Source organism: Thioalkalivibrio sp. ALMg13-2, from assembly GCF_000381185.1.
Classification (GTDB): Bacteria; Pseudomonadota; Gammaproteobacteria; order Ectothiorhodospirales; family Ectothiorhodospiraceae; genus Thioalkalivibrio; species Thioalkalivibrio versutus.
This window is the reverse complement of sequence record NZ_KB906100.1, coordinates 247,607-263,151: the sequence shown is the minus strand read 5'-3', so window position 1 is coordinate 263,151 and position 15,545 is coordinate 247,607. Positions and strand designations below refer to the sequence as shown.

At 67.1% G+C, this 15,545-nt stretch carries 22 protein-coding genes; 7 read left to right on the top strand and 15 right to left on the bottom strand.

The features are described from left to right. Window positions 1-10: 10 nt before the first annotated feature. A complete protein-coding gene (locus F618_RS0101275) occupies window positions 11-784 on the bottom strand; it encodes an exodeoxyribonuclease III (protein ID WP_255346780.1) in 774 nt (257 codons plus the stop codon). Between the two features lie 103 nt (window positions 785-887). On the opposite strand from F618_RS0101275, the gene pyrE reads away from it, so the two are divergent. After that, a complete protein-coding gene (gene pyrE, locus F618_RS0101270) occupies window positions 888-1,523 on the top strand; it encodes an orotate phosphoribosyltransferase (protein WP_018144918.1) in 636 nt (211 codons plus the stop codon). 57 nt (window positions 1,524-1,580) lie between these two features. On the opposite strand, the gene F618_RS0101265 is transcribed toward pyrE, so the two are convergent. The 14 genes from F618_RS0101265 to F618_RS16130 all read right to left on the bottom strand — a co-directional run bounded on the left by F618_RS0101265 (window position 1,581) and on the right by F618_RS16130 (window position 10,904). Then, complete coding sequence (locus tag F618_RS0101265; RefSeq protein ID WP_018168770.1) at window positions 1,581-1,937, bottom strand: cupin domain-containing protein; 357 nt, start codon at window positions 1,935-1,937, stop codon at window positions 1,581-1,583. An 11-nt stretch (window positions 1,938-1,948) separates the two neighbouring features. Beyond that, on the bottom strand, window positions 1,949-3,499 hold the full coding sequence (gpmI, locus tag F618_RS0101260) for a 2,3-bisphosphoglycerate-independent phosphoglycerate mutase (RefSeq protein ID WP_018649593.1): 1,551 nt from the start codon (window positions 3,497-3,499) through the stop codon (window positions 1,949-1,951). Between the two features lie 104 nt (window positions 3,500-3,603). Continuing rightward, window positions 3,604-4,779, bottom strand: coding sequence for a twin-arginine translocase subunit TatC (gene tatC, locus F618_RS0101255; RefSeq protein WP_019563046.1), 1,176 nt, complete (start codon window positions 4,777-4,779; stop codon window positions 3,604-3,606). Further along, on the bottom strand, window positions 4,776-5,477 hold the full coding sequence (gene tatB, locus F618_RS0101250) for a Sec-independent protein translocase protein TatB (RefSeq protein WP_018175909.1): 702 nt from the start codon (window positions 5,475-5,477) through the stop codon (window positions 4,776-4,778). The genes tatC and tatB overlap by 4 nt, the downstream gene beginning before the upstream one ends. A gap of 41 nt (window positions 5,478-5,518) precedes the next feature. After that, the gene (gene tatA / locus F618_RS0101245) at window positions 5,519-5,809 is read right to left on the bottom strand and encodes a twin-arginine translocase TatA/TatE family subunit (RefSeq protein ID WP_018938647.1); all 291 of its coding nucleotides are present in this window, start codon (window positions 5,807-5,809) and stop codon (window positions 5,519-5,521) included. Between the two features lie 219 nt (window positions 5,810-6,028). Then, complete coding sequence (locus tag F618_RS0101240; protein WP_018938646.1) at window positions 6,029-6,397, bottom strand: phosphoribosyl-ATP diphosphatase; 369 nt, start codon at window positions 6,395-6,397, stop codon at window positions 6,029-6,031. Next, window positions 6,394-7,188: an imidazole glycerol phosphate synthase subunit HisF gene (gene hisF / locus F618_RS0101235; protein ID WP_018144925.1), complete on the bottom strand. Its 795-nt coding sequence runs from the start codon at window positions 7,186-7,188 to the stop codon at window positions 6,394-6,396. The genes F618_RS0101240 and hisF overlap by 4 nt, the downstream gene beginning before the upstream one ends. Before the next feature lies 1 nt (window position 7,189). After that, complete coding sequence (hisA, locus tag F618_RS0101230; RefSeq protein ID WP_018144926.1) at window positions 7,190-7,918, bottom strand: 1-(5-phosphoribosyl)-5-[(5-phosphoribosylamino)methylideneamino]imidazole-4-carboxamide isomerase; 729 nt, start codon at window positions 7,916-7,918, stop codon at window positions 7,190-7,192. A 10-nt stretch (window positions 7,919-7,928) separates the two neighbouring features. Beyond that, window positions 7,929-8,585, bottom strand: coding sequence for an imidazole glycerol phosphate synthase subunit HisH (gene hisH, locus F618_RS0101225; protein WP_019567551.1), 657 nt, complete (start codon window positions 8,583-8,585; stop codon window positions 7,929-7,931). Window positions 8,586-8,609: 24 nt separating this feature from the next. Next, entirely contained in the window at window positions 8,610-9,203 is a 594-nt protein-coding gene (gene hisB, locus F618_RS0101220) for an imidazoleglycerol-phosphate dehydratase HisB (protein ID WP_018144928.1), read from the bottom strand. 129 nt (window positions 9,204-9,332) lie between these two features. Beyond that, window positions 9,333-9,710 (bottom strand): hypothetical protein, encoded by a 378-nt coding sequence (locus F618_RS0101215; RefSeq protein WP_018938644.1) that lies wholly within the window; start codon window positions 9,708-9,710, stop codon window positions 9,333-9,335. A gap of 135 nt (window positions 9,711-9,845) precedes the next feature. Beyond that, the gene (soxZ, locus tag F618_RS14685) at window positions 9,846-10,130 is read right to left on the bottom strand and encodes a thiosulfate oxidation carrier complex protein SoxZ (protein WP_018168776.1); all 285 of its coding nucleotides are present in this window, start codon (window positions 10,128-10,130) and stop codon (window positions 9,846-9,848) included. A gap of 46 nt (window positions 10,131-10,176) precedes the next feature. Next, on the bottom strand, window positions 10,177-10,647 hold the full coding sequence (gene soxY / locus F618_RS0101205; protein ID WP_018938643.1) for a thiosulfate oxidation carrier protein SoxY: 471 nt from the start codon (window positions 10,645-10,647) through the stop codon (window positions 10,177-10,179). Then, window positions 10,644-10,904: a hypothetical protein gene (locus F618_RS16130; protein WP_196800397.1), complete on the bottom strand. Its 261-nt coding sequence runs from the start codon at window positions 10,902-10,904 to the stop codon at window positions 10,644-10,646. The genes soxY and F618_RS16130 overlap by 4 nt, the downstream gene beginning before the upstream one ends. A gap of 79 nt (window positions 10,905-10,983) precedes the next feature. On the opposite strand from F618_RS16130, the gene F618_RS15235 reads away from it, so the two are divergent. From F618_RS15235 to xerC, 6 genes are read left to right on the top strand one after another with little or no spacing between them, the layout of a single operon-like run. Next, complete coding sequence (locus tag F618_RS15235) at window positions 10,984-11,118, top strand: lipoprotein (RefSeq protein ID WP_018144932.1); 135 nt, start codon at window positions 10,984-10,986, stop codon at window positions 11,116-11,118. Further along, window positions 11,119-12,408 (top strand): diaminopimelate decarboxylase, encoded by a 1,290-nt coding sequence (gene lysA, locus F618_RS0101195; protein ID WP_019567550.1) that lies wholly within the window; start codon window positions 11,119-11,121, stop codon window positions 12,406-12,408. It begins immediately after the preceding gene. Further along, window positions 12,405-13,079, top strand: coding sequence for a trans-aconitate 2-methyltransferase (locus F618_RS0101190; protein WP_018168778.1), 675 nt, complete (start codon window positions 12,405-12,407; stop codon window positions 13,077-13,079). Before lysA ends, F618_RS0101190 begins: the two co-directional genes overlap by 4 nt. After that, a complete protein-coding gene (gene dapF / locus F618_RS0101185) occupies window positions 13,079-13,915 on the top strand; it encodes a diaminopimelate epimerase (protein WP_019567549.1) in 837 nt (278 codons plus the stop codon). Before F618_RS0101190 ends, dapF begins: the two co-directional genes overlap by 1 nt. Next, on the top strand, window positions 13,912-14,649 hold the full coding sequence (locus F618_RS0101180) for a DUF484 family protein (protein WP_018144936.1): 738 nt from the start codon (window positions 13,912-13,914) through the stop codon (window positions 14,647-14,649). Before dapF ends, F618_RS0101180 begins: the two co-directional genes overlap by 4 nt. Then, entirely contained in the window at window positions 14,621-15,544 is a 924-nt protein-coding gene (xerC, locus tag F618_RS0101175; RefSeq protein WP_018938639.1) for a tyrosine recombinase XerC, read from the top strand. Before F618_RS0101180 ends, xerC begins: the two co-directional genes overlap by 29 nt. Window position 15,545 lies beyond the last annotated feature (1 nt).

Sequence of the window (15,545 nt, the reverse complement as noted above, 5' to 3'; positions counted from 1 at the left end):
CATGCCCCGATCAGGGCTGGTAGTCATAGTCGATCCAGAACGGCGCGTGGTCGGAGAAGCGATCGTCGGTATGGATGTACGGGTCATGCGCGGTGGCCGCGATGCCCGGCGTGGCGATCTGATAGTCGATGCGCCAGCCCACGTTCTTGGCCCAGGCCTGGCCGCGGTTGGACCACCAGGTGTACTGCTCCGGGCGTTCGTCCAGTCGGCGGAACACATCCACCATGCCGATCTCGTCGAACAGGTGGTCCAGCCAGGCCCGTTCTTCCGGCAGGAAACCCGAATTCTTGCGGTTCGACTTGTAATTGGTCAGGTCAATCTCGCGGTGGGCGATGTTCCAGTCGCCGCAGATGACCCATTCGCGCCCGTCCTGCATGCGCTCGGTCAGCCAGGGCCGGAAGAACTCCAGGAAACGCCACTTGGAATCCTGGCGATGGTCGCCGGACGAACCCGAGGGCAGGTACAGCGAGACCACCGACAGGTTGCCGAAGCGCATCTCGGCATAGCGGCCCTCGTTGTCGGCCTCCTCGAAGCCGATGCGGGTCACGACCTCGTCCGGCTGGCGGCGGCTGTACAGGGCCACACCGCTGTAGCCGGGCTTCACCGCATCGACATAGACACTGTGGTACCCGGGCGGATGGAAGGGCTCGCCCTGGATCTGGTGGATCTGGGCCTTGGTCTCCTGGATGCAGACCACGTCGGCCTCGGTCCCCGGGAGCCAGTCGAAGAAACCCTTGCGGGCGGCGGCACGGATGCCGTTGGCGTTCATCGAGAGTATGCGCATGGCGAGGAACGATACCGGCGCGCGCACGCGCAGGAAAGGGCCTGGCTGCGGAATCCGCGTGTCCCTGTGTCAGAATACGGCGTTTTACGACCGGAGCACCCCGATGACCGCCCACGCCTTCCTGGAATACGCCCTGCAACGCGACGTCCTGCGCTTTGGCGAGTTCACGCTGAAGTCCGGGCGAACCAGTCCGTACTTCTTCAACGCGGGCCTGTTCAACCGCGGCTCCGACCTGGCCCGCCTGGGCGAGTTCTACGCCCGTGCGATCGTGGACTCCGGCATCGAATTCGACCTGGTGTTCGGCCCCGCCTACAAGGGCATCCCGCTGGCGGCGGCGGTCACCGAAGCGCTGTTCCGCGACCACGGCATGGACCGCCCCTGGGCCTTCAACCGCAAGGAGGCGAAGGACCACGGCGAGGGCGGGAACATCGTCGGTGCGCCGCTGCAGGGCCGGGTGCTGATCGTGGACGACGTGATCACCGCCGGCACCGCCATCCGCGAATCGGTGGACCTGATCCGCGCAGCCGGGGCGACGCCAGTGGGCGTGGCGATCGCCCTGGACCGCGAGGAGCGCGGCCGCGGCGAGCGCTCGGCGATCCAGGAGGTCGAAGCCGACCTGGGCCTGCAGGTCATCCGCGTCGCGCGGCTGACCGATCTCGTGACCATGCTGGAGGATACGGGCCGCGCGCCCGAACACCTGGAGGCCCTGCGCGCGTACCGCGCCGAGTACGGCGTTTAGGAGACGCGGACCGGGGCAGGGGTTTACGCAGGGTGGCGGCATGTGCGCCGATCGGCGCTACAGCAGTTCGGTATCGTCGTGCGAGTAGGCCGGGGAGCAGCTGCAGAGGATGTGCAGCGGCTCGGTGCCAGTATTGAGGATGTTGTGCGGCGTGCCGGGATGGATACAGACGGTGTCACCCACAGCCACCGGGAAGGTCTCCTCACCCAGACGCATCTCGCCCTGCCCGCGGGTCACGTGATAGATCTCCTCGGTGCGGGCATGGCGATGCAGGCGCGTGACGGCACCCGGCTCGACCACCGCCTCGGCCAGGCTCTGGGCCGCATTGCCGTGCACGTCAGGGTGCATCAGCTCGCGAATCTCGGAGCCGTCCTTCGTGTCGTAGGCCGGTGTGTCGCTGTAGCGTGTGTGCATGGCGCGCTCCCTCAGGCCGAGGCCGGCACTTCCTCGAACAGGAGGCTGCGCCCGCCCATTGCAGAGGGCTTGGGCACGCCCATCAGCTCCAGCACGGTCGGGGCCACATCGGCCAGGCCGCCGCCGGTGCGCAGACGCCAGCGCTGCGAGTCGGTAATCATGCACATCACCGGATAGATGGTGTGCTGGGTGTGCGGGGCCCCGGTCACCGGATCCACGTATTCGTCGCAGTTGCCATGGTCCGCGGTGACGATCGCCGAATATTCGAGCTTCTTCGCCGCATCCAGCACCCGCCCGACCTCACGATCCAGGACCTGGACGGCCTCGATCAGGGCCTCGCGCTTGGCCGTATGACCCACCATGTCGCCATTGGCGAAGTTGACCAGGACGAACCCGTAGCGCCCGCTCTCCATCGCCTGGATGGTCTGGTCGGCGACCTCGACCGCGCTCATCTCCGGCTGCTCGTCGTAGGTATCCACCGACGGCGAGGGGACCATCACGCGCTGTTCGCCGGCGTAGGGCTCTTCCTTGCCGCCGTTGAAAAAGAAGGTCACGTGGGCGTACTTCTCGGTCTCCGCACAGTGGAACTGCGGGATGCCGGCGGAGGCGATGGTGCTGCCCAGAGTCGTCGACGGGCGTTCCGGCGGGAACGCGATCGGCGACAGGAAGCGCGGGTCGTACTCGGTCAGGCAGGTCTCGGAGACCGGGTGAAAGTCACCGCGGTCGAAGCCGTCGAAGTCGTCCATGCCCAGGGCCGCGGTCAGCTGACGCGGACGGTCATTACGGAAATTGAACAGCACGCAGACCGCATCCTGCCCCAGCGGCTCGCCACCGTTGATGATGCGCGGGTTGATGAACTCGTCGTCCTCGCCCGCCGCATAGGCCGCCTCGATCGCCTCGCGCGCGGAACCGGCGGCCTCCCCCTCGGCGTAGGCCATCGCGCGGAAGGCCTTTTCCGTGCGCTTCCAGCGCTTGTCACGGTCCATCGCGTAGTAACGCCCGCACACGGTGGCGATGGCGCCGCCAGCGTTCGCCAGCTCTTCCTCCAGCGGATCGAGGTAGTGGAGCGCGGAACGGGGTGCGGTATCGCGGCCGTCGGTGATCATGTGCACCATCGGGCGCGCGCCCTCGCGCTGGCAGATCTCCACCAGGGCGCGCAGGTGGCGGATATGCGAGTGCACACCACCATCGGACACCAGACCGATCAGATGCAACGGCTGGTCCTTCGCGGCCGCGGCGCGCGCAGCACTGACCAGGGCGTCGTTCTCGTAGAAGCTGCCATCGGTGATCGAGTCGTCGATACGCACCAGGTCCTGGTTGATCACGGTGCCCGCACCCAGGGTCAGATGCCCGACCTCGGAGTTGCCCATCTGCCCATCCGGCAGCCCGACGGCGCGACCACAGGCGTCCAGTGTCGTGTGGGTATGAGTGGAGAGGTACTCGTCGAGGCGCGGCGTATCGGCCTCGGCGTAGGCATTGTTCAGCTTGGACGGGTTCACGCCCACCCCGTCCATGATGATCAGCAGGACAGGGCGGCGGGGGGTGGGACGCGGGTGTGCCATCGCGGGATCATTACCTGGGTCAATGGGTTACCCGGGTATTTTAGCAACTTCCGATGCTTGGCGGGGGCGCAGGCCTGCACAAATACGGCCGCCGGCGCGGTGACTCAGCGATCGCGCCCCGTATTGCCATCCTCCTGCGATGCGGCCGCGTCGGGCTGGCCGTCGTCAGCCGGGCGCTCGCCACTCTGGCTTTCGTCCGCCTCGGGCGCCGGATCGGCGGGGGCGTCCGTGGCGAGTGTGCTCGCGGACCCGCGCTGGCGACGCAGTTCGGCCTGCTCTTCCTCGATGCGGTCGAGCTCGGCGTCCATCTCGTCGTCGGTCAACGGCGTGTACCCGGTGCGCGCGGCGGCGCTGGCGCCCCCAGCGGCGGATGCGGCCGCCGTGGACGAAGCGGCCCGCGTGGTGCCGGACGCCTTGCCCGAACCACCCGGGCCACCGCGCGGCGTACCACCGCCGCCACCCGGTCCATCGTCGTCCGGACCATCATCGGCGTCGGCCGCATCGTCACCGCCCGCAGTCGCGCGGCGTTGCGCCTTCTTGCGCTCCATGATGCGCGACAGGATCAGGCCAATCTCGAACAACAGCCACATCGGTAGCGCCAGCAGGGTCTGCGAGATGATGTCCGGCGGGGTCAGCACCATGCCGACCAGAAACACGCCGACGATCACATAGGGGCGCTTCTGCGACAGCTTGGCCGGGGTCGTGGCCCCCATGGAGACCAGCAGGATCGTTGCCACCGGCACCTCGAAGGCAATGCCGAAGGCGATGAACAGCATGATGACGAACGACAGATAGCGCGAGATATCGGTCATCACGGCCACGCCCTCGGGCGCCGTGGCCGTGAAGAACGCGAAAATCAGCGGGAAGACCACGAAGTAGGCGAACGCCATCCCCAGATAGAACAGCGCGGTGGACGACGCCACCAGCGGCAGCGCCATGCTCTTTTCGTGCGAGTAAAGCCCAGGCGCCACGAAGGACCAGACCTGATACAGCAGGTAGGGGATGCTGAGCACCACCGCCAGCAGCAGGGTCAGCTTGAACGGGATCAGGAACGGCGCGGCCACGTCGATCGCGATCATGCTGGTGCCTTCCGGCAGGTGCTGCATCAGCGGGCCGGCCAGCCAGGTGTAGATCGGGTTGGCGAACGGGAACAGGATCAGGAACATCACCAGGATGGCAATGAACATCCTGAGGATGCGGTCGCGCAGCTCGATCAGGTGCGTGAGCAGGGTCTCGGTCGCTTCCGGACTCGGCTCGACCCCCGGTTTGGTCTTGCTCATGAGTGCTTGTCAGGGGTCTGGTCGTTGTGGGTGGTATCCGCTTCGGGATCAGAGGCCTCGCCCCCCCGTGACTCGGCAGGGTCCGGGGTACGCCGTTCGCGCACCGCCGGTTTCGTCCGCTCCGGACGCGGGCCATCGGAGGCGCGCGCCTTTTGCTCGGCGGCCAGCGCCGGGTCGTCGGTCATCAAGTTGCCATCCAGATCGCCCTGGGTGGGCACACGCCGAACCTCGGGCGCATCCGCGTCGTCGGCTGCCTCCGGCGCACCCGTGTCCGAAGCACGCGCCGACGCATCCGGGCTGCGCATGGATGGCTTGTCCCGCACCGCGGGCTTGGCCTTGTTCTCGGCCAGGGCCTTTTGCTCCTTGCCGGAGAGATCCTTGCGGGTCTTCGGCTTGCCCTCGATATCTTCGCGCAGGTCCCGCTCGGTATCCTCGATATCCTCGCGCAGACTGGTCTCGGTCTCGTCCATCATGTTCTTGAGCTGGCGGATCTCGCGATCCTGGCTCTTCAGCATGTTGCGCAGTTCGTCGGTCTGCAGCTCCTGCTCGAAGTCCGATCGAACGCTATGGACGAAACGCCGGGTCTTGCCGACCCAGCGCCCGATTTCGCGCGCAAGCCCGGGCAGACGCTCCGGCCCCACGACCAGAAGCGCCACCAGCACGATGATGATGATTTCCCAGAAGCCGATGTCGAACATGGGCTATCGCTCGAGCCTGGCCGCCGCGCAGGGCGCGCGGCTCAGGACTTCTTGTCCGATTGCGAGGCGTCGGAATCCTTTTCGCTGCTCTTCTTCACCTCGGCGTCGACCACCCGGCCTTCGCTGTCGGTCTGGTTCTCGACCTCGCGCGGCTCTTCGCCTTCTTCGCCTTCCTTCTTCTCGGCGTCGGGATCCTTGACCGCCTGGCGGAAGTTTTTCATCGCCGAGCCGATATCCCCACCCATGTTGCGCAGCTTCTTCGTGCCGAACAGCAGCACGACGATGAGCAGGACGATGAGGAGCTGCCAAATGCTGATACCACCAATACCCATGGACTCTGTTCTCCAGTCATACAACTTTGGGGTTAGCCTGAACGGCGCCAGGCCCATAATCAACTCTGGGGCACACCGGCCACTGTGGGCGGTGTGCTGGAGTCGCTGTTTCTTCGCGGACAGGGCGCAGTGATTGCAGTGTAGCCGCGCCACATGAACGAACGCTTTACAGCCGGCGACTCAATGCGGCCCCCGGGGAAACACCGACCAATGTACAGACTACGAATGGTCGGACCGGCGACCACTGATTTCGCGCGCGGCCTTCTCGGCGACGCCCGACAGACCGAAACGCCGGCCCAGTTCATCGAGGACATCGTCCGGGTGCCGTCCGCAGGCCGCGAGCACCACCAGGGCATGAAACCACAGGTCGGCCATTTCCGACACCAGGGCGTCGGTATCGTCGTTCTTGGCGGCAATCAGCGTCTCCGCCGATTCCTCACCCAGTTTCTTGAGCATCTCGTCCAGGCCCCGGGCGTGAAGCTTCGCCACGTAGGACTGCTCCGGGTCGGCCTGGCGGCGCTGCTCGATCACCTCGGCGAGCGCGGAAAGCACCTCGGCACCACCCGGACGGGGAGTCGAATCGGTCATTGCGCGGCCACCTCGGCATCGTTCGGCCGCACCGGGACACCGGCCGCCGCCATCGCGTCCTTGGCCTCGCCCACCGTGTGCTGACCAAAGTGAAAGATACTGGCGGCCAGCACGGCATCGGCATGGCCCTCGGTCACACCCTCCACCAGGTGCTGCAGCTCACCGACCCCGCCCGAAGCAATCACCGGCACGCCGACCGCATCGCTGACCGCGCGGGTGAGGGGCAGGTCGAAGCCGATACGGGTGCCGTCACGATCCATGCTCGTCAGCAGGATCTCGCCGGCCCCCAGGGACTCCATGCGCTGCGCCCACTCGACCACGTCCAGCCCGGTCTCGCGGCGGCCTCCGTGGGTAAAGACCTCCCAGCGCGGTGGTTCATTCCCCGTGCTGACCTGCTTGGCGTCGATCGCGACCACGATGCACTGGCTGCCGACCCAGTCGGCGGCCTCGCGCACCAGCTCGGGCCGGTGCACCGCGGCGGTGTTGATGGAAACCTTGTCGGCCCCGGCGTTCAGCAGGCGGCGGATGTCTTCGACCGCGCGCACGCCACCACCCACAGTCAACGGGATGAACACCTCGCGCGCGACGGCCTCGACCACGTGCACGATGGTCTCGCGGTCGTCGCTGGAGGCGGTGATGTCGAGGAAGGTGATCTCGTCCGCACCCTGGGTGTTGTAGCGCCGGGCGATCTCCACCGGGTCCCCGGCATCGCGGATGCCGACGAAGTTGACACCCTTGACCACGCGGCCGGCGTCGACATCCAGACAGGGAATGATGCGCTTGGCGAGCATCTCAGGTCGCGAGGGCCTTGCGGGCCTCCTCCAGGGTGAAGGCGCCGTCGTACAAGGCCCGGCCGACGATGGCGCCGGTAATGCCCTCGTCCTCGCGGGCGGCGAGGTTGCGCAGGTCGTCCAGCGAGCTGATGCCGCCGGAGGCGATCACCGGCACGCGCACGTTGCTCGCCAGGCGCGCGGTAGCCTCCACGTTGGGGCCCTTCATCATCCCGTCGCGGGCGATGTCGGTGTAGACGAAGGCCACCACGCCGTCCGCCTCGAAGTGCTGGGCCAGGTCGATCACGTCGTGGTGCGACAGCTTGGACCAGCCATCCACCGCCAGCTTGCCGTCCTTGGCATCCAGCCCGACGATGATACGGCCGGGGAATTCCAGACACAGGTCGTTCACGAAGTGCGGCGCGCTGACCGCGCGGGTACCGATGATCACGTATTCGACCCCGGCATCCAGATAGGCCTGAACCGTGTCCTCGTCGCGCACGCCGCCGCCGATCTGGATCGGCAGGTCGGGGAAGGCCTTGGCAATCGCGTGCACCGCCTTGGCATTGCGCGGCTGACCGGCAAAGGCGCCGTCGAGATCAACGATATGCAACCGCTCGGCCCCGGCATCGACCCAGCGCTTCGCCATCTCCACCGGGTCCTCGCCGAACACGGTGGAATCGTCCATGTTCCCCTGGCGCAGGCGAACGCACTTGCCTTCCTTCAGATCGATTGCGGGAATGACCAGCATCTTCGACTCCTCACGACGCCCCGGGACCATCACCGTCCCAGCGCAGAAAGTTATGCAGCAGACGCAGCCCGCAGGCGGCGCTCTTCTCCGGATGGCACTGCATGGTGAACAACGAGCCCCGCGCCAGTCCCGAGGCAAAGGTCTCGCCATAATCGGTGCGCCCGGCGACATCGGCCTCGCGCTCGGGCTGCACCCGGTAACTATGGACGAAATAAAACCACGGGGTCTCCGGCAGGCCGTGCCACAGGGGATGCTCCTGCGCCGGCAGCACGCGGTTCCAGCCCATGTGCGGGATCTTCAGGCGCCGGCCATCCGGGCCCTGCATCGCGGGAAAGCGCGCGACCCGGCCCGGCAGGATGCCCAGCAGGTCGACGCCGCCGCTCTCCTCGCTGGCGTCCATCAGGATCTGCTGGCCCAGGCACAGGCCCAGGAACGGGCGGTCGGCCGCCAGCTCCGGCAGCAGCCGGTCGAGCCCGCGATTCGACAGCGCCTGCATGGCATCCCCGGCCGCGCCCTGGCCGGGAAACACCAACCGGTCGGCCTCGCGCAACGTCTCGGGGTCGTCGGTCAGCAGTACGCGCTGGTCGCCCGCGGCCTCGTGCTCCAGTGCACGCACGACCGAGTGCAGATTCCCCATGCCGTAATCGATGACGGCAACAGTTTCCATGGCCGGGTCTCGTCCGTTGGTCCGTTACAGACTGCCCTTGGTGGACGGCGTGATCCCCGCGGAGCGCGGATCGAACTCCGCCGCCACACGCAGGGCGCGCCCGAAGGCCTTGAAGATGGTCTCGGCGACATGATGCGCGTTGTCGCCACGCAGGCAGTCGATGTGCAGGGTCATCCAGCTGTGGTTGACCAGGCCCTGGAAGAACTCGTGGAACAAGTCCACATCGAATTCGCCGATGTGCGAACGGCGGAAATCCGCGTGCATCTCCAGCCCCGGACGCCCGGAGAAGTCGATGACCACCCGTGAAAGGGCCTCGTCCAGCGGGACATAGGCATGGCCATAGCGGCGGATACCCTTCTTGTCCCCCAGGGCCTTGGCCAGCGCCTGCCCCAGGGTGATCCCGACGTCCTCCACCGTGTGATGGGCATCGATATGCAGATCGCCCTCGGCGCGCACGTCGAGATCCACCAGGCCGTGACGGGCCACCTGGTCCAGCATGTGGTCGAGGAACGGGATGCCGGTCTCGAGATGGCTTTGGCCGGTGCCGTCGAGGTTCAGCTCGACGGCAATCCGGGTCTCCAGGGTGTCGCGGCGGACAGATGCAGTACGTTCAGTCATGTTCCGGTTCGGGCACGGTAAAAGGTCAGTGTAGCAAGGCTGGCCGTCGCCCGGTATGACACAGGGAAACACGGGCCTATTCACGGTAGAACAGCGTCGGGGCGGACAGCGGCCTCACCCCTTCGACGACTACATGCCGGAGGTCAGCTTCGGCCCCACCAGTAACGCCTCGGGCACCACCGCCTGGATCGCCCCCGGCACTTCAGTGCAAAGCCCGGGCCGCGCGGTCAACGAGACCCACAGGGTGTTCAGCTTCAGGTTCAGCTCCACGAACGCGATATCGTCCCCATAGCCGTTCAGCACGCGCTCGATGGCGCGCGCCCGGGCATGGAGTTCGGAGCGCGGACGCTGGCGCAGCCCGGGGATCAGCATCATGAAGTCCGCCAGCCGGCGGCCTTCGGCGTCGCGCCGGGGCAGGCGTTGCCACAGGGGCTGGTGGGGCTCGAGGAGCAGCGCCGGGCGCAGGGCCGGATCGGCTTCACGGGGCGCGGGGATATCCGGGGACATGGCGGTGCGCTCGGCATGGACCTTTCTGGAGTGTAGTCCACGCCAGAGAGACGCTGACCACAGACACCCGATGACCGGACACAAAAAAGCCGGGGACCAGCCCCGGCTTCTTCAAAGAGAGTGGAACCCTCTTTGTTACCGCACTTCGACGTCGGTCGAGTCGGATTCACCCTTGTTGTCCGTCCAGGAGACGGTCACGGTGTCACCGGCGGCGCCGTCGATCTCGCACTGCAGGAACGGGTTGCGGGAAACCGTGTAGTTCCAGTTGGCGGTAATGGCGGTGTCGCCATTGCGCGCAATTTCCACGGTTTCGATGAAGTGCGGGCCACCGTCGTCGTCGGGGACGAGCATGTCGTGGCTCATCAGCGCACGGATGTTGATAACGCCGTTGCTTTCTTGGGCGCGAACTCGGATAGACATATCTTAAACCTCCAGTAGTGTTCGGATCAGCGGTTGGGGGTCGGCGTTAGCCGCCGCAGCCACCGACCGTGACCTTCACTTCTTGAACCGTCTTGTACCAGGTGTCGCCGGACTTCACGGCGGCGATCACGTTGGAGGACTCGCCCATGCGGATACGGCCCGAGATGTTGGCGTGTGCGCCATCGGCCAGGACATAGTGGGCGGTCAGCGGCTGGTTGTTCAGCTCGACGAACACGGCCATTTCGGTCACGTTGTCCAGGCTGGATTCGACCGACACCGGAACCACGGCGCCGTTCTCGGCGATTTCCGGGGCGCTCAGGGTGACGTCGCCATCGGCAATGTCGCTGGAACCGGTAACGGCTTCAAAGGCGGCTTCGAGGCCTTCGGCGCCAAAGGCCTCGGACGGCCAGGCGGCGAGCAGCTTGCTCGGGGCGAGCAGACCGGCCCCGACGGCGACACCGACAGTACCGGCGGCGAGAGTGCCTTTCAGGAAGACACGGCGCTTGGTGCTAATCATGGATGATCTCCTCTCATCTTGTGGGTCAGATCCGGATTATCCGGGACGTCTTGGCGGCGAACCGCGGCGACGCCTGTTGCTTTGGACGGCGAGCTGCAGGTCTCTATTCCCTGCGGTTCGGGTTCCGCCCCCTGACCAGCTTCAGTGGTCTTTTGCTGGTCTCGCAGATGCATCGTCCCAAACCTGGCTGAATCATTGATGAACGAATCATCGCCGTTCACGATCGGGCAAATTTCGGCGGGCAGATACCGCAGCATCTACCGCTAGCACCTGAAGCCAGGGGCGTATCAATGGCACACTATCGCCTCTTGATGCAACGAACCCCGGATCCGACCCATGTTCTCCTGCAAGGCACAGTGGCTCCTGATTGCCGTGATCGTCGTGCTCGGCACGATGCAGATGCTCTCCGCCTGCGGTCAGAAGGGCGATCTCTATCTGCCCGATGACGACGAAACCGAGGAGCGGCGCTGAATGGACTACTTCGATTACCACCGCGGCACCCTGTTCTGCGAAGGCGTAGCGCTGGACCGCCTTGCCGAGCTGGTCGGCACCCCCGCGTACGTGTATTCCCGCGCCACGCTGGAGCGCCACTTCCGCGCGTTCAGCGAGGCCCTGATCGGCACCCCGCACCAGGTCTGCTTCGCCGTGAAGGCGAACTCCGCGCTGGGCGTGCTGAATGTGCTGGCGCGCATGGGCGCCGGTTTCGACATCGTCTCCGGCGGCGAACTGGAGCGCGTGCTGCGCGCCGGGGGCGATCCCGCGAAGGTCGTATTCTCCGGGGTCGGCAAGACCGCCGCCGAGATGCGCCGGGCGCTGGAGGTCGGCATCCACTGTTTCAATGTCGAATCCGCCCCGGAGCTGGACCGGCTGGAGGCCGTCGCCATGGAGATGGGTGTCCAGGCCCCGGTGTCGATCCGGGTAAACCCGGACGTCGACGCCGAGACCCATCCCTATATCGCTACCGGGCTGCGCGAGAACAAGTTCGGCGTCGCCATCGAGGAGGCACCGGCGCTGTATGCCCGGGTGCGCGACAGCCAGCACCTGGAAGCAACCGGCGTCGACTTCCACATCGGCTCGCAGCTGACCCGCATCGACCCGTTCACCGACGCGCTCAAGCGCGTACTGGCACTGGTCGACCAACTGGCCGCGGACGGCGTCGAGCTGGAACATATCGATGTCGGCGGCGGGCTGGGCGTGCGCTACCGCGACGAGACCCCGCCGGAACCGGATGCCTGGGCCAGCGCCCTGCGCGAGGTTCTGGGCGATCGTCCGCTGAAGGTCCTGCTGGAACCGGGGCGCGCGATCGCCGCGAATGCCGGCGTGTTCCTGACCCGGGTGGAATACCTGAAACACACCGAGGCCCATGACTTCGCGATCGTCGACGGCGCGATGAACGACCTGCTGCGCCCGGCCCTGTACGGCGCCTGGCAGGAAATCGTCCCGGTGGTACCGCGCAGCGACACCGAGACCCGCACCTACGACATCGTCGGCCCGGTCTGCGAGACCGGCGACTTCCTCGGCCGCGAACGCGAGCTTGCGCTGGCCGCCGGCGACCTGCTCGCGGTGCGCTCGGCCGGCGCCTACGGCTACGTGATGTCCGGCAACTACAACTCGCGCCCGCGCCCGCCGGAGGTAATGGTCGACGGCGACCACTTCCAGATCATCAACCGCCGCGAGCAGGTCGATCACCTGATGATGCGCGAAAGCATGCTGCCCCGGGATCCGGAGGACCAGGACCCGTCAGGGAGCATCGAGCCGTGATCCCGCGGCGCCCGGAGCCGGAGTTGATGCTGGAGCCGGAGCAGGCCCGTGCCTATGCCGAGGCCGACTTCGCCGCCCCGCACGAGGGTTTCGTCGACGCCTTCGCCGAGGCCTTTCCCGGGCCCGTGACCGGGCCGGTGCTGGACCTGGGCTGCGGCCCGGGCGATGTCTCGCTGCGCTTCGCCACGCGCTACCCCGACTGCGAGGTCGACGGCCTCGACGGCGCCCCGGCGATGCTGGCGGCCGGCGACGCGCTGATGGCCGGGCACCCAGCCGCGGACCGTGTGCATCTGGCCGAAGGCTGCCTGCCAGAGGCGCGCGGACCGCGCGCGCCATATGCCACGATCATCAGCAACTCCCTGCTGCATCACCTGCATGACCCGGCCGCTCTGTGGCAAACCATTGCGCGTGACGGCGCGCCCGGCGCGGCGGTGTTCATCATGGACCTGCGACGGCCGGATACGACCGAGACGGTCCGGGCCCTGGTCGCGGAGTACGCCGCCGACGCGCCGCCAGTGCTGCGCCACGACTTCGAGCACTCCCTGCATGCCGCCTTCACGCCCGACGAGGTACGCGAACAGCTGGCAGCGGCCGGGATCGAGGGCTTCACGGTGACCATCACCTCGGATCGCCACATGACCATTGTCGGCCACCTGCCGGAGACCGCCTGATGCGCCTGGACTTCACCAAGATGCACGGCCTGGGCAATGACTTCGTGGTCATCGACGGCATACGTCAGAACGTGCGGCTCGACGAGCCAACGCTGCGTCACCTGGCCGATCGCCACTTCGGCATCGGCTGCGATCAGATCCTGCTGGTGGAGCCCCCGGGCGATCCGGCGCAGGCGCTGTTCCGCTACCGCATCTTCAATGCCGATGGCTCCGAGGTGGAGCAGTGCGGCAACGGCGCGCGCTGCTTCGCCCGCTTCGTCCGCGAGCAGGGCCTGACCGAGGCCCGCGAGATCCCGGTCGAGACCCTCGGCGGGCGCATCGTGCTGCATGTCGAGGACGACGAGCAGGTGCGCGTGGACATGGGGCGGCCGGAGTTCGCACCGGCGCGCATCCCGCTGCTCGCCGAGGCCGAGGCCGATGCCTACACGCTGGATGTGCAGGGCCACTCGATCACCCTGGGCGCGGTCTCCATGGGCAACCCGCATGCGGTGATCCTGGTCGACGACGTGGCCAGCGCACCGGTCCACGAGATCGGCCCGATCATCGAACGCCACGCAAGCTTCCCGCGCCGCGTCAATGTCGGGTTCGCCGCACTGCGCGACCGCGGACATGTCGACCTGCGGGTGTTCGAACGCGGGGTCGGCGAGACACTCGCCTGTGGCAGCGGCGCGGCCGCCGCGATGGCCGTATTGCGACGCCGCGGACTGGTCGACGACAACCTCGAAGCGACCCTGCCGGGCGGGACCCTTGTGCTAAGCTGGACCGGACAGGCCGAGGCTCCGGTTTGGCTGACCGGGCCGGCCACCACGGTATTCAACGGCTGGATCGATCTATGACTGGGCAGCAATCCTCCAACGCCTCTGCGGCAAAAACCAAGACCCCCAAGACCCGGGCCCCGGAAGACCGCACGATCAGCGCGGCGGACGTCGAGGCCTACCTGCGCGAGCATCCCGACTTCTTCCAGGACCACCTGCCGCTGCTGGACATCCTGCGCCTGCCGCACCCGACCGGTGGCGCGGTGTCCCTGCTGGAACGCCAGGTCGCCCTGCTGCGCGAGAAGCACCGCGCCATGGAACAGCACATGGGCGAGCTGGTCGAGCGTGCCCGCGACAACGAGCGCATGGGCCAGCACCTGCACGAACTGGCCAAGACCCTGATGCGCGCCGAGAACCTGGACGCCGTGCTGGCGCTGACCCAGGACGCCCTGCGCAACGAGCTGGGCGCGGAACGCGTCAGCATCCGCCTGGCCCACCGCGAGGTCGACGACCTGCATGCGCTAACCACCAGCGAGCTGGCCACCTTCGACCCGCTGTTCAGCCGCGGCAAGGCCCAATGCGGTCGCGTCCCGGCCGAGATGCTGGACGTGCTGTTCGATGACGCCGAGGAGATCGGCTCGGCCATCCTGATGCCGTTGGGCAATGAATCCGACCATATCGGGGTACTTGGCCTGGCCAGCGAATCCGCGGACCGCTTCGAGCCCGACATGGGCACCTACTTCGTCACCCACATCGGCGACCTGCTGGCCGAATCGATCCGCTGCCATGTCGAGCGGGCCCACGCCGCTGCCTGACGCACCCGAGCAGGATGCGGATATCGCGGCCTTTCTGGCCCATTTGAGCGATGTTCGCGGTCATTCGCCGCATACCGTACAGGCCTATCGGCGCGACTTGGCCCGCCTGCGCGGGCTGCATAACGGCCCCTGGGATGCCCTCAAGGCAGCCGACATGCGGCGCATCGCCGGACAGCTGGCCCGCCAGGGCCGCCACCCCCGCTCGATCCAGCGCTTCCTGTCCGCCGTGCGCGGCTTCTTCGCCTATCAGGTCGAACAGCGGCGCATGCCGGCCAATCCGGCCGCCGGCATGCGCGGCCCGCGTGCCGGGCGCCCCCTGCCGCGCGATCTCGATGTCGATCAGACCCAGCGGGCGCTGACCCCGGCGGAGGGCATCGAGCCGAATCTGGCGGCACGCGACCAGGCGATGCTGGAGCTGCTGTATTCGTCCGGGCTGCGCCTGTCGGAACTGACCGGACTGGATCTGACCGACCTTGACCTGGATTCCGGGCTGGTGCGCGTGCTCGGCAAGGGCCGGCGCGAGCGCAGCGTCCCGGTGGGGCGTGTGGCGCGCGATGCGCTGCACACCTGGCTGAAACGCCGGGGCGACTGGGCCACAGCGGACGAGCGCGCCGTGTTCGTCAGCCGACGAGGCCAGCGCCTGGGCAACCGCGCGGTGCAACGCCGGGTCGCCGAGGCCGGCCGTCGCGCCGGGCTGGATGTGCGCCTGCACCCGCACCGTCTGCGCCATGCCTTCGCCAGTCACCTGCTGGAGTCGAGTGGCGATCTGCGGGCGATCCAGGAACTTCTCGGCCACGCCAACCTTGAAACCACCCAGATCTATACCCATCTCGACTATCAGCACCTGGCACAGGTGTATGATGCCGCCCATCCGCGGGCCCGCCGGAGAGACTGAT

Coding starts and splice junctions, on each gene's coding strand:
- F618_RS0101275 (WP_255346780.1), bottom strand. CDS start 784: ATGCGCATACTCTCGATGAACGCCAACGGCATCCGTGCCGCCGCCCGC.
- pyrE (WP_018144918.1), top strand. CDS start 888: ATGACCGCCCACGCCTTCCTGGAATACGCCCTGCAACGCGACGTCCTG.
- F618_RS0101265 (WP_018168770.1), bottom strand. CDS start 1,937: ATGCACACACGCTACAGCGACACACCGGCCTACGACACGAAGGACGGC.
- gpmI (WP_018649593.1), bottom strand. CDS start 3,499: ATGGCACACCCGCGTCCCACCCCCCGCCGCCCTGTCCTGCTGATCATC.
- tatC (WP_019563046.1), bottom strand. CDS start 4,779: ATGAGCAAGACCAAACCGGGGGTCGAGCCGAGTCCGGAAGCGACCGAG.
- tatB (WP_018175909.1), bottom strand. CDS start 5,477: ATGTTCGACATCGGCTTCTGGGAAATCATCATCATCGTGCTGGTGGCG.
- tatA (WP_018938647.1), bottom strand. CDS start 5,809: ATGGGTATTGGTGGTATCAGCATTTGGCAGCTCCTCATCGTCCTGCTC.
- F618_RS0101240 (WP_018938646.1), bottom strand. CDS start 6,397: ATGACCGATTCGACTCCCCGTCCGGGTGGTGCCGAGGTGCTTTCCGCG.
- hisF (WP_018144925.1), bottom strand. CDS start 7,188: ATGCTCGCCAAGCGCATCATTCCCTGTCTGGATGTCGACGCCGGCCGC.
- hisA (WP_018144926.1), bottom strand. CDS start 7,918: ATGCTGGTCATTCCCGCAATCGATCTGAAGGAAGGCAAGTGCGTTCGC.
- hisH (WP_019567551.1), bottom strand. CDS start 8,585: ATGGAAACTGTTGCCGTCATCGATTACGGCATGGGGAATCTGCACTCG.
- hisB (WP_018144928.1), bottom strand. CDS start 9,203: ATGACTGAACGTACTGCATCTGTCCGCCGCGACACCCTGGAGACCCGG.
- F618_RS0101215 (WP_018938644.1), bottom strand. CDS start 9,710: ATGTCCCCGGATATCCCCGCGCCCCGTGAAGCCGATCCGGCCCTGCGC.
- soxZ (WP_018168776.1), bottom strand. CDS start 10,130: ATGTCTATCCGAGTTCGCGCCCAAGAAAGCAACGGCGTTATCAACATC.
- soxY (WP_018938643.1), bottom strand. CDS start 10,647: ATGATTAGCACCAAGCGCCGTGTCTTCCTGAAAGGCACTCTCGCCGCC.
- F618_RS16130 (WP_196800397.1), bottom strand. CDS start 10,904: ATGCTGCGGTATCTGCCCGCCGAAATTTGCCCGATCGTGAACGGCGAT.
- F618_RS15235 (WP_018144932.1), top strand. CDS start 10,984: ATGTTCTCCTGCAAGGCACAGTGGCTCCTGATTGCCGTGATCGTCGTG.
- lysA (WP_019567550.1), top strand. CDS start 11,119: ATGGACTACTTCGATTACCACCGCGGCACCCTGTTCTGCGAAGGCGTA.
- dapF (WP_019567549.1), top strand. CDS start 13,079: ATGCGCCTGGACTTCACCAAGATGCACGGCCTGGGCAATGACTTCGTG.
- F618_RS0101180 (WP_018144936.1), top strand. CDS start 13,912: ATGACTGGGCAGCAATCCTCCAACGCCTCTGCGGCAAAAACCAAGACC.
- xerC (WP_018938639.1), top strand. CDS start 14,621: ATGTCGAGCGGGCCCACGCCGCTGCCTGACGCACCCGAGCAGGATGCG.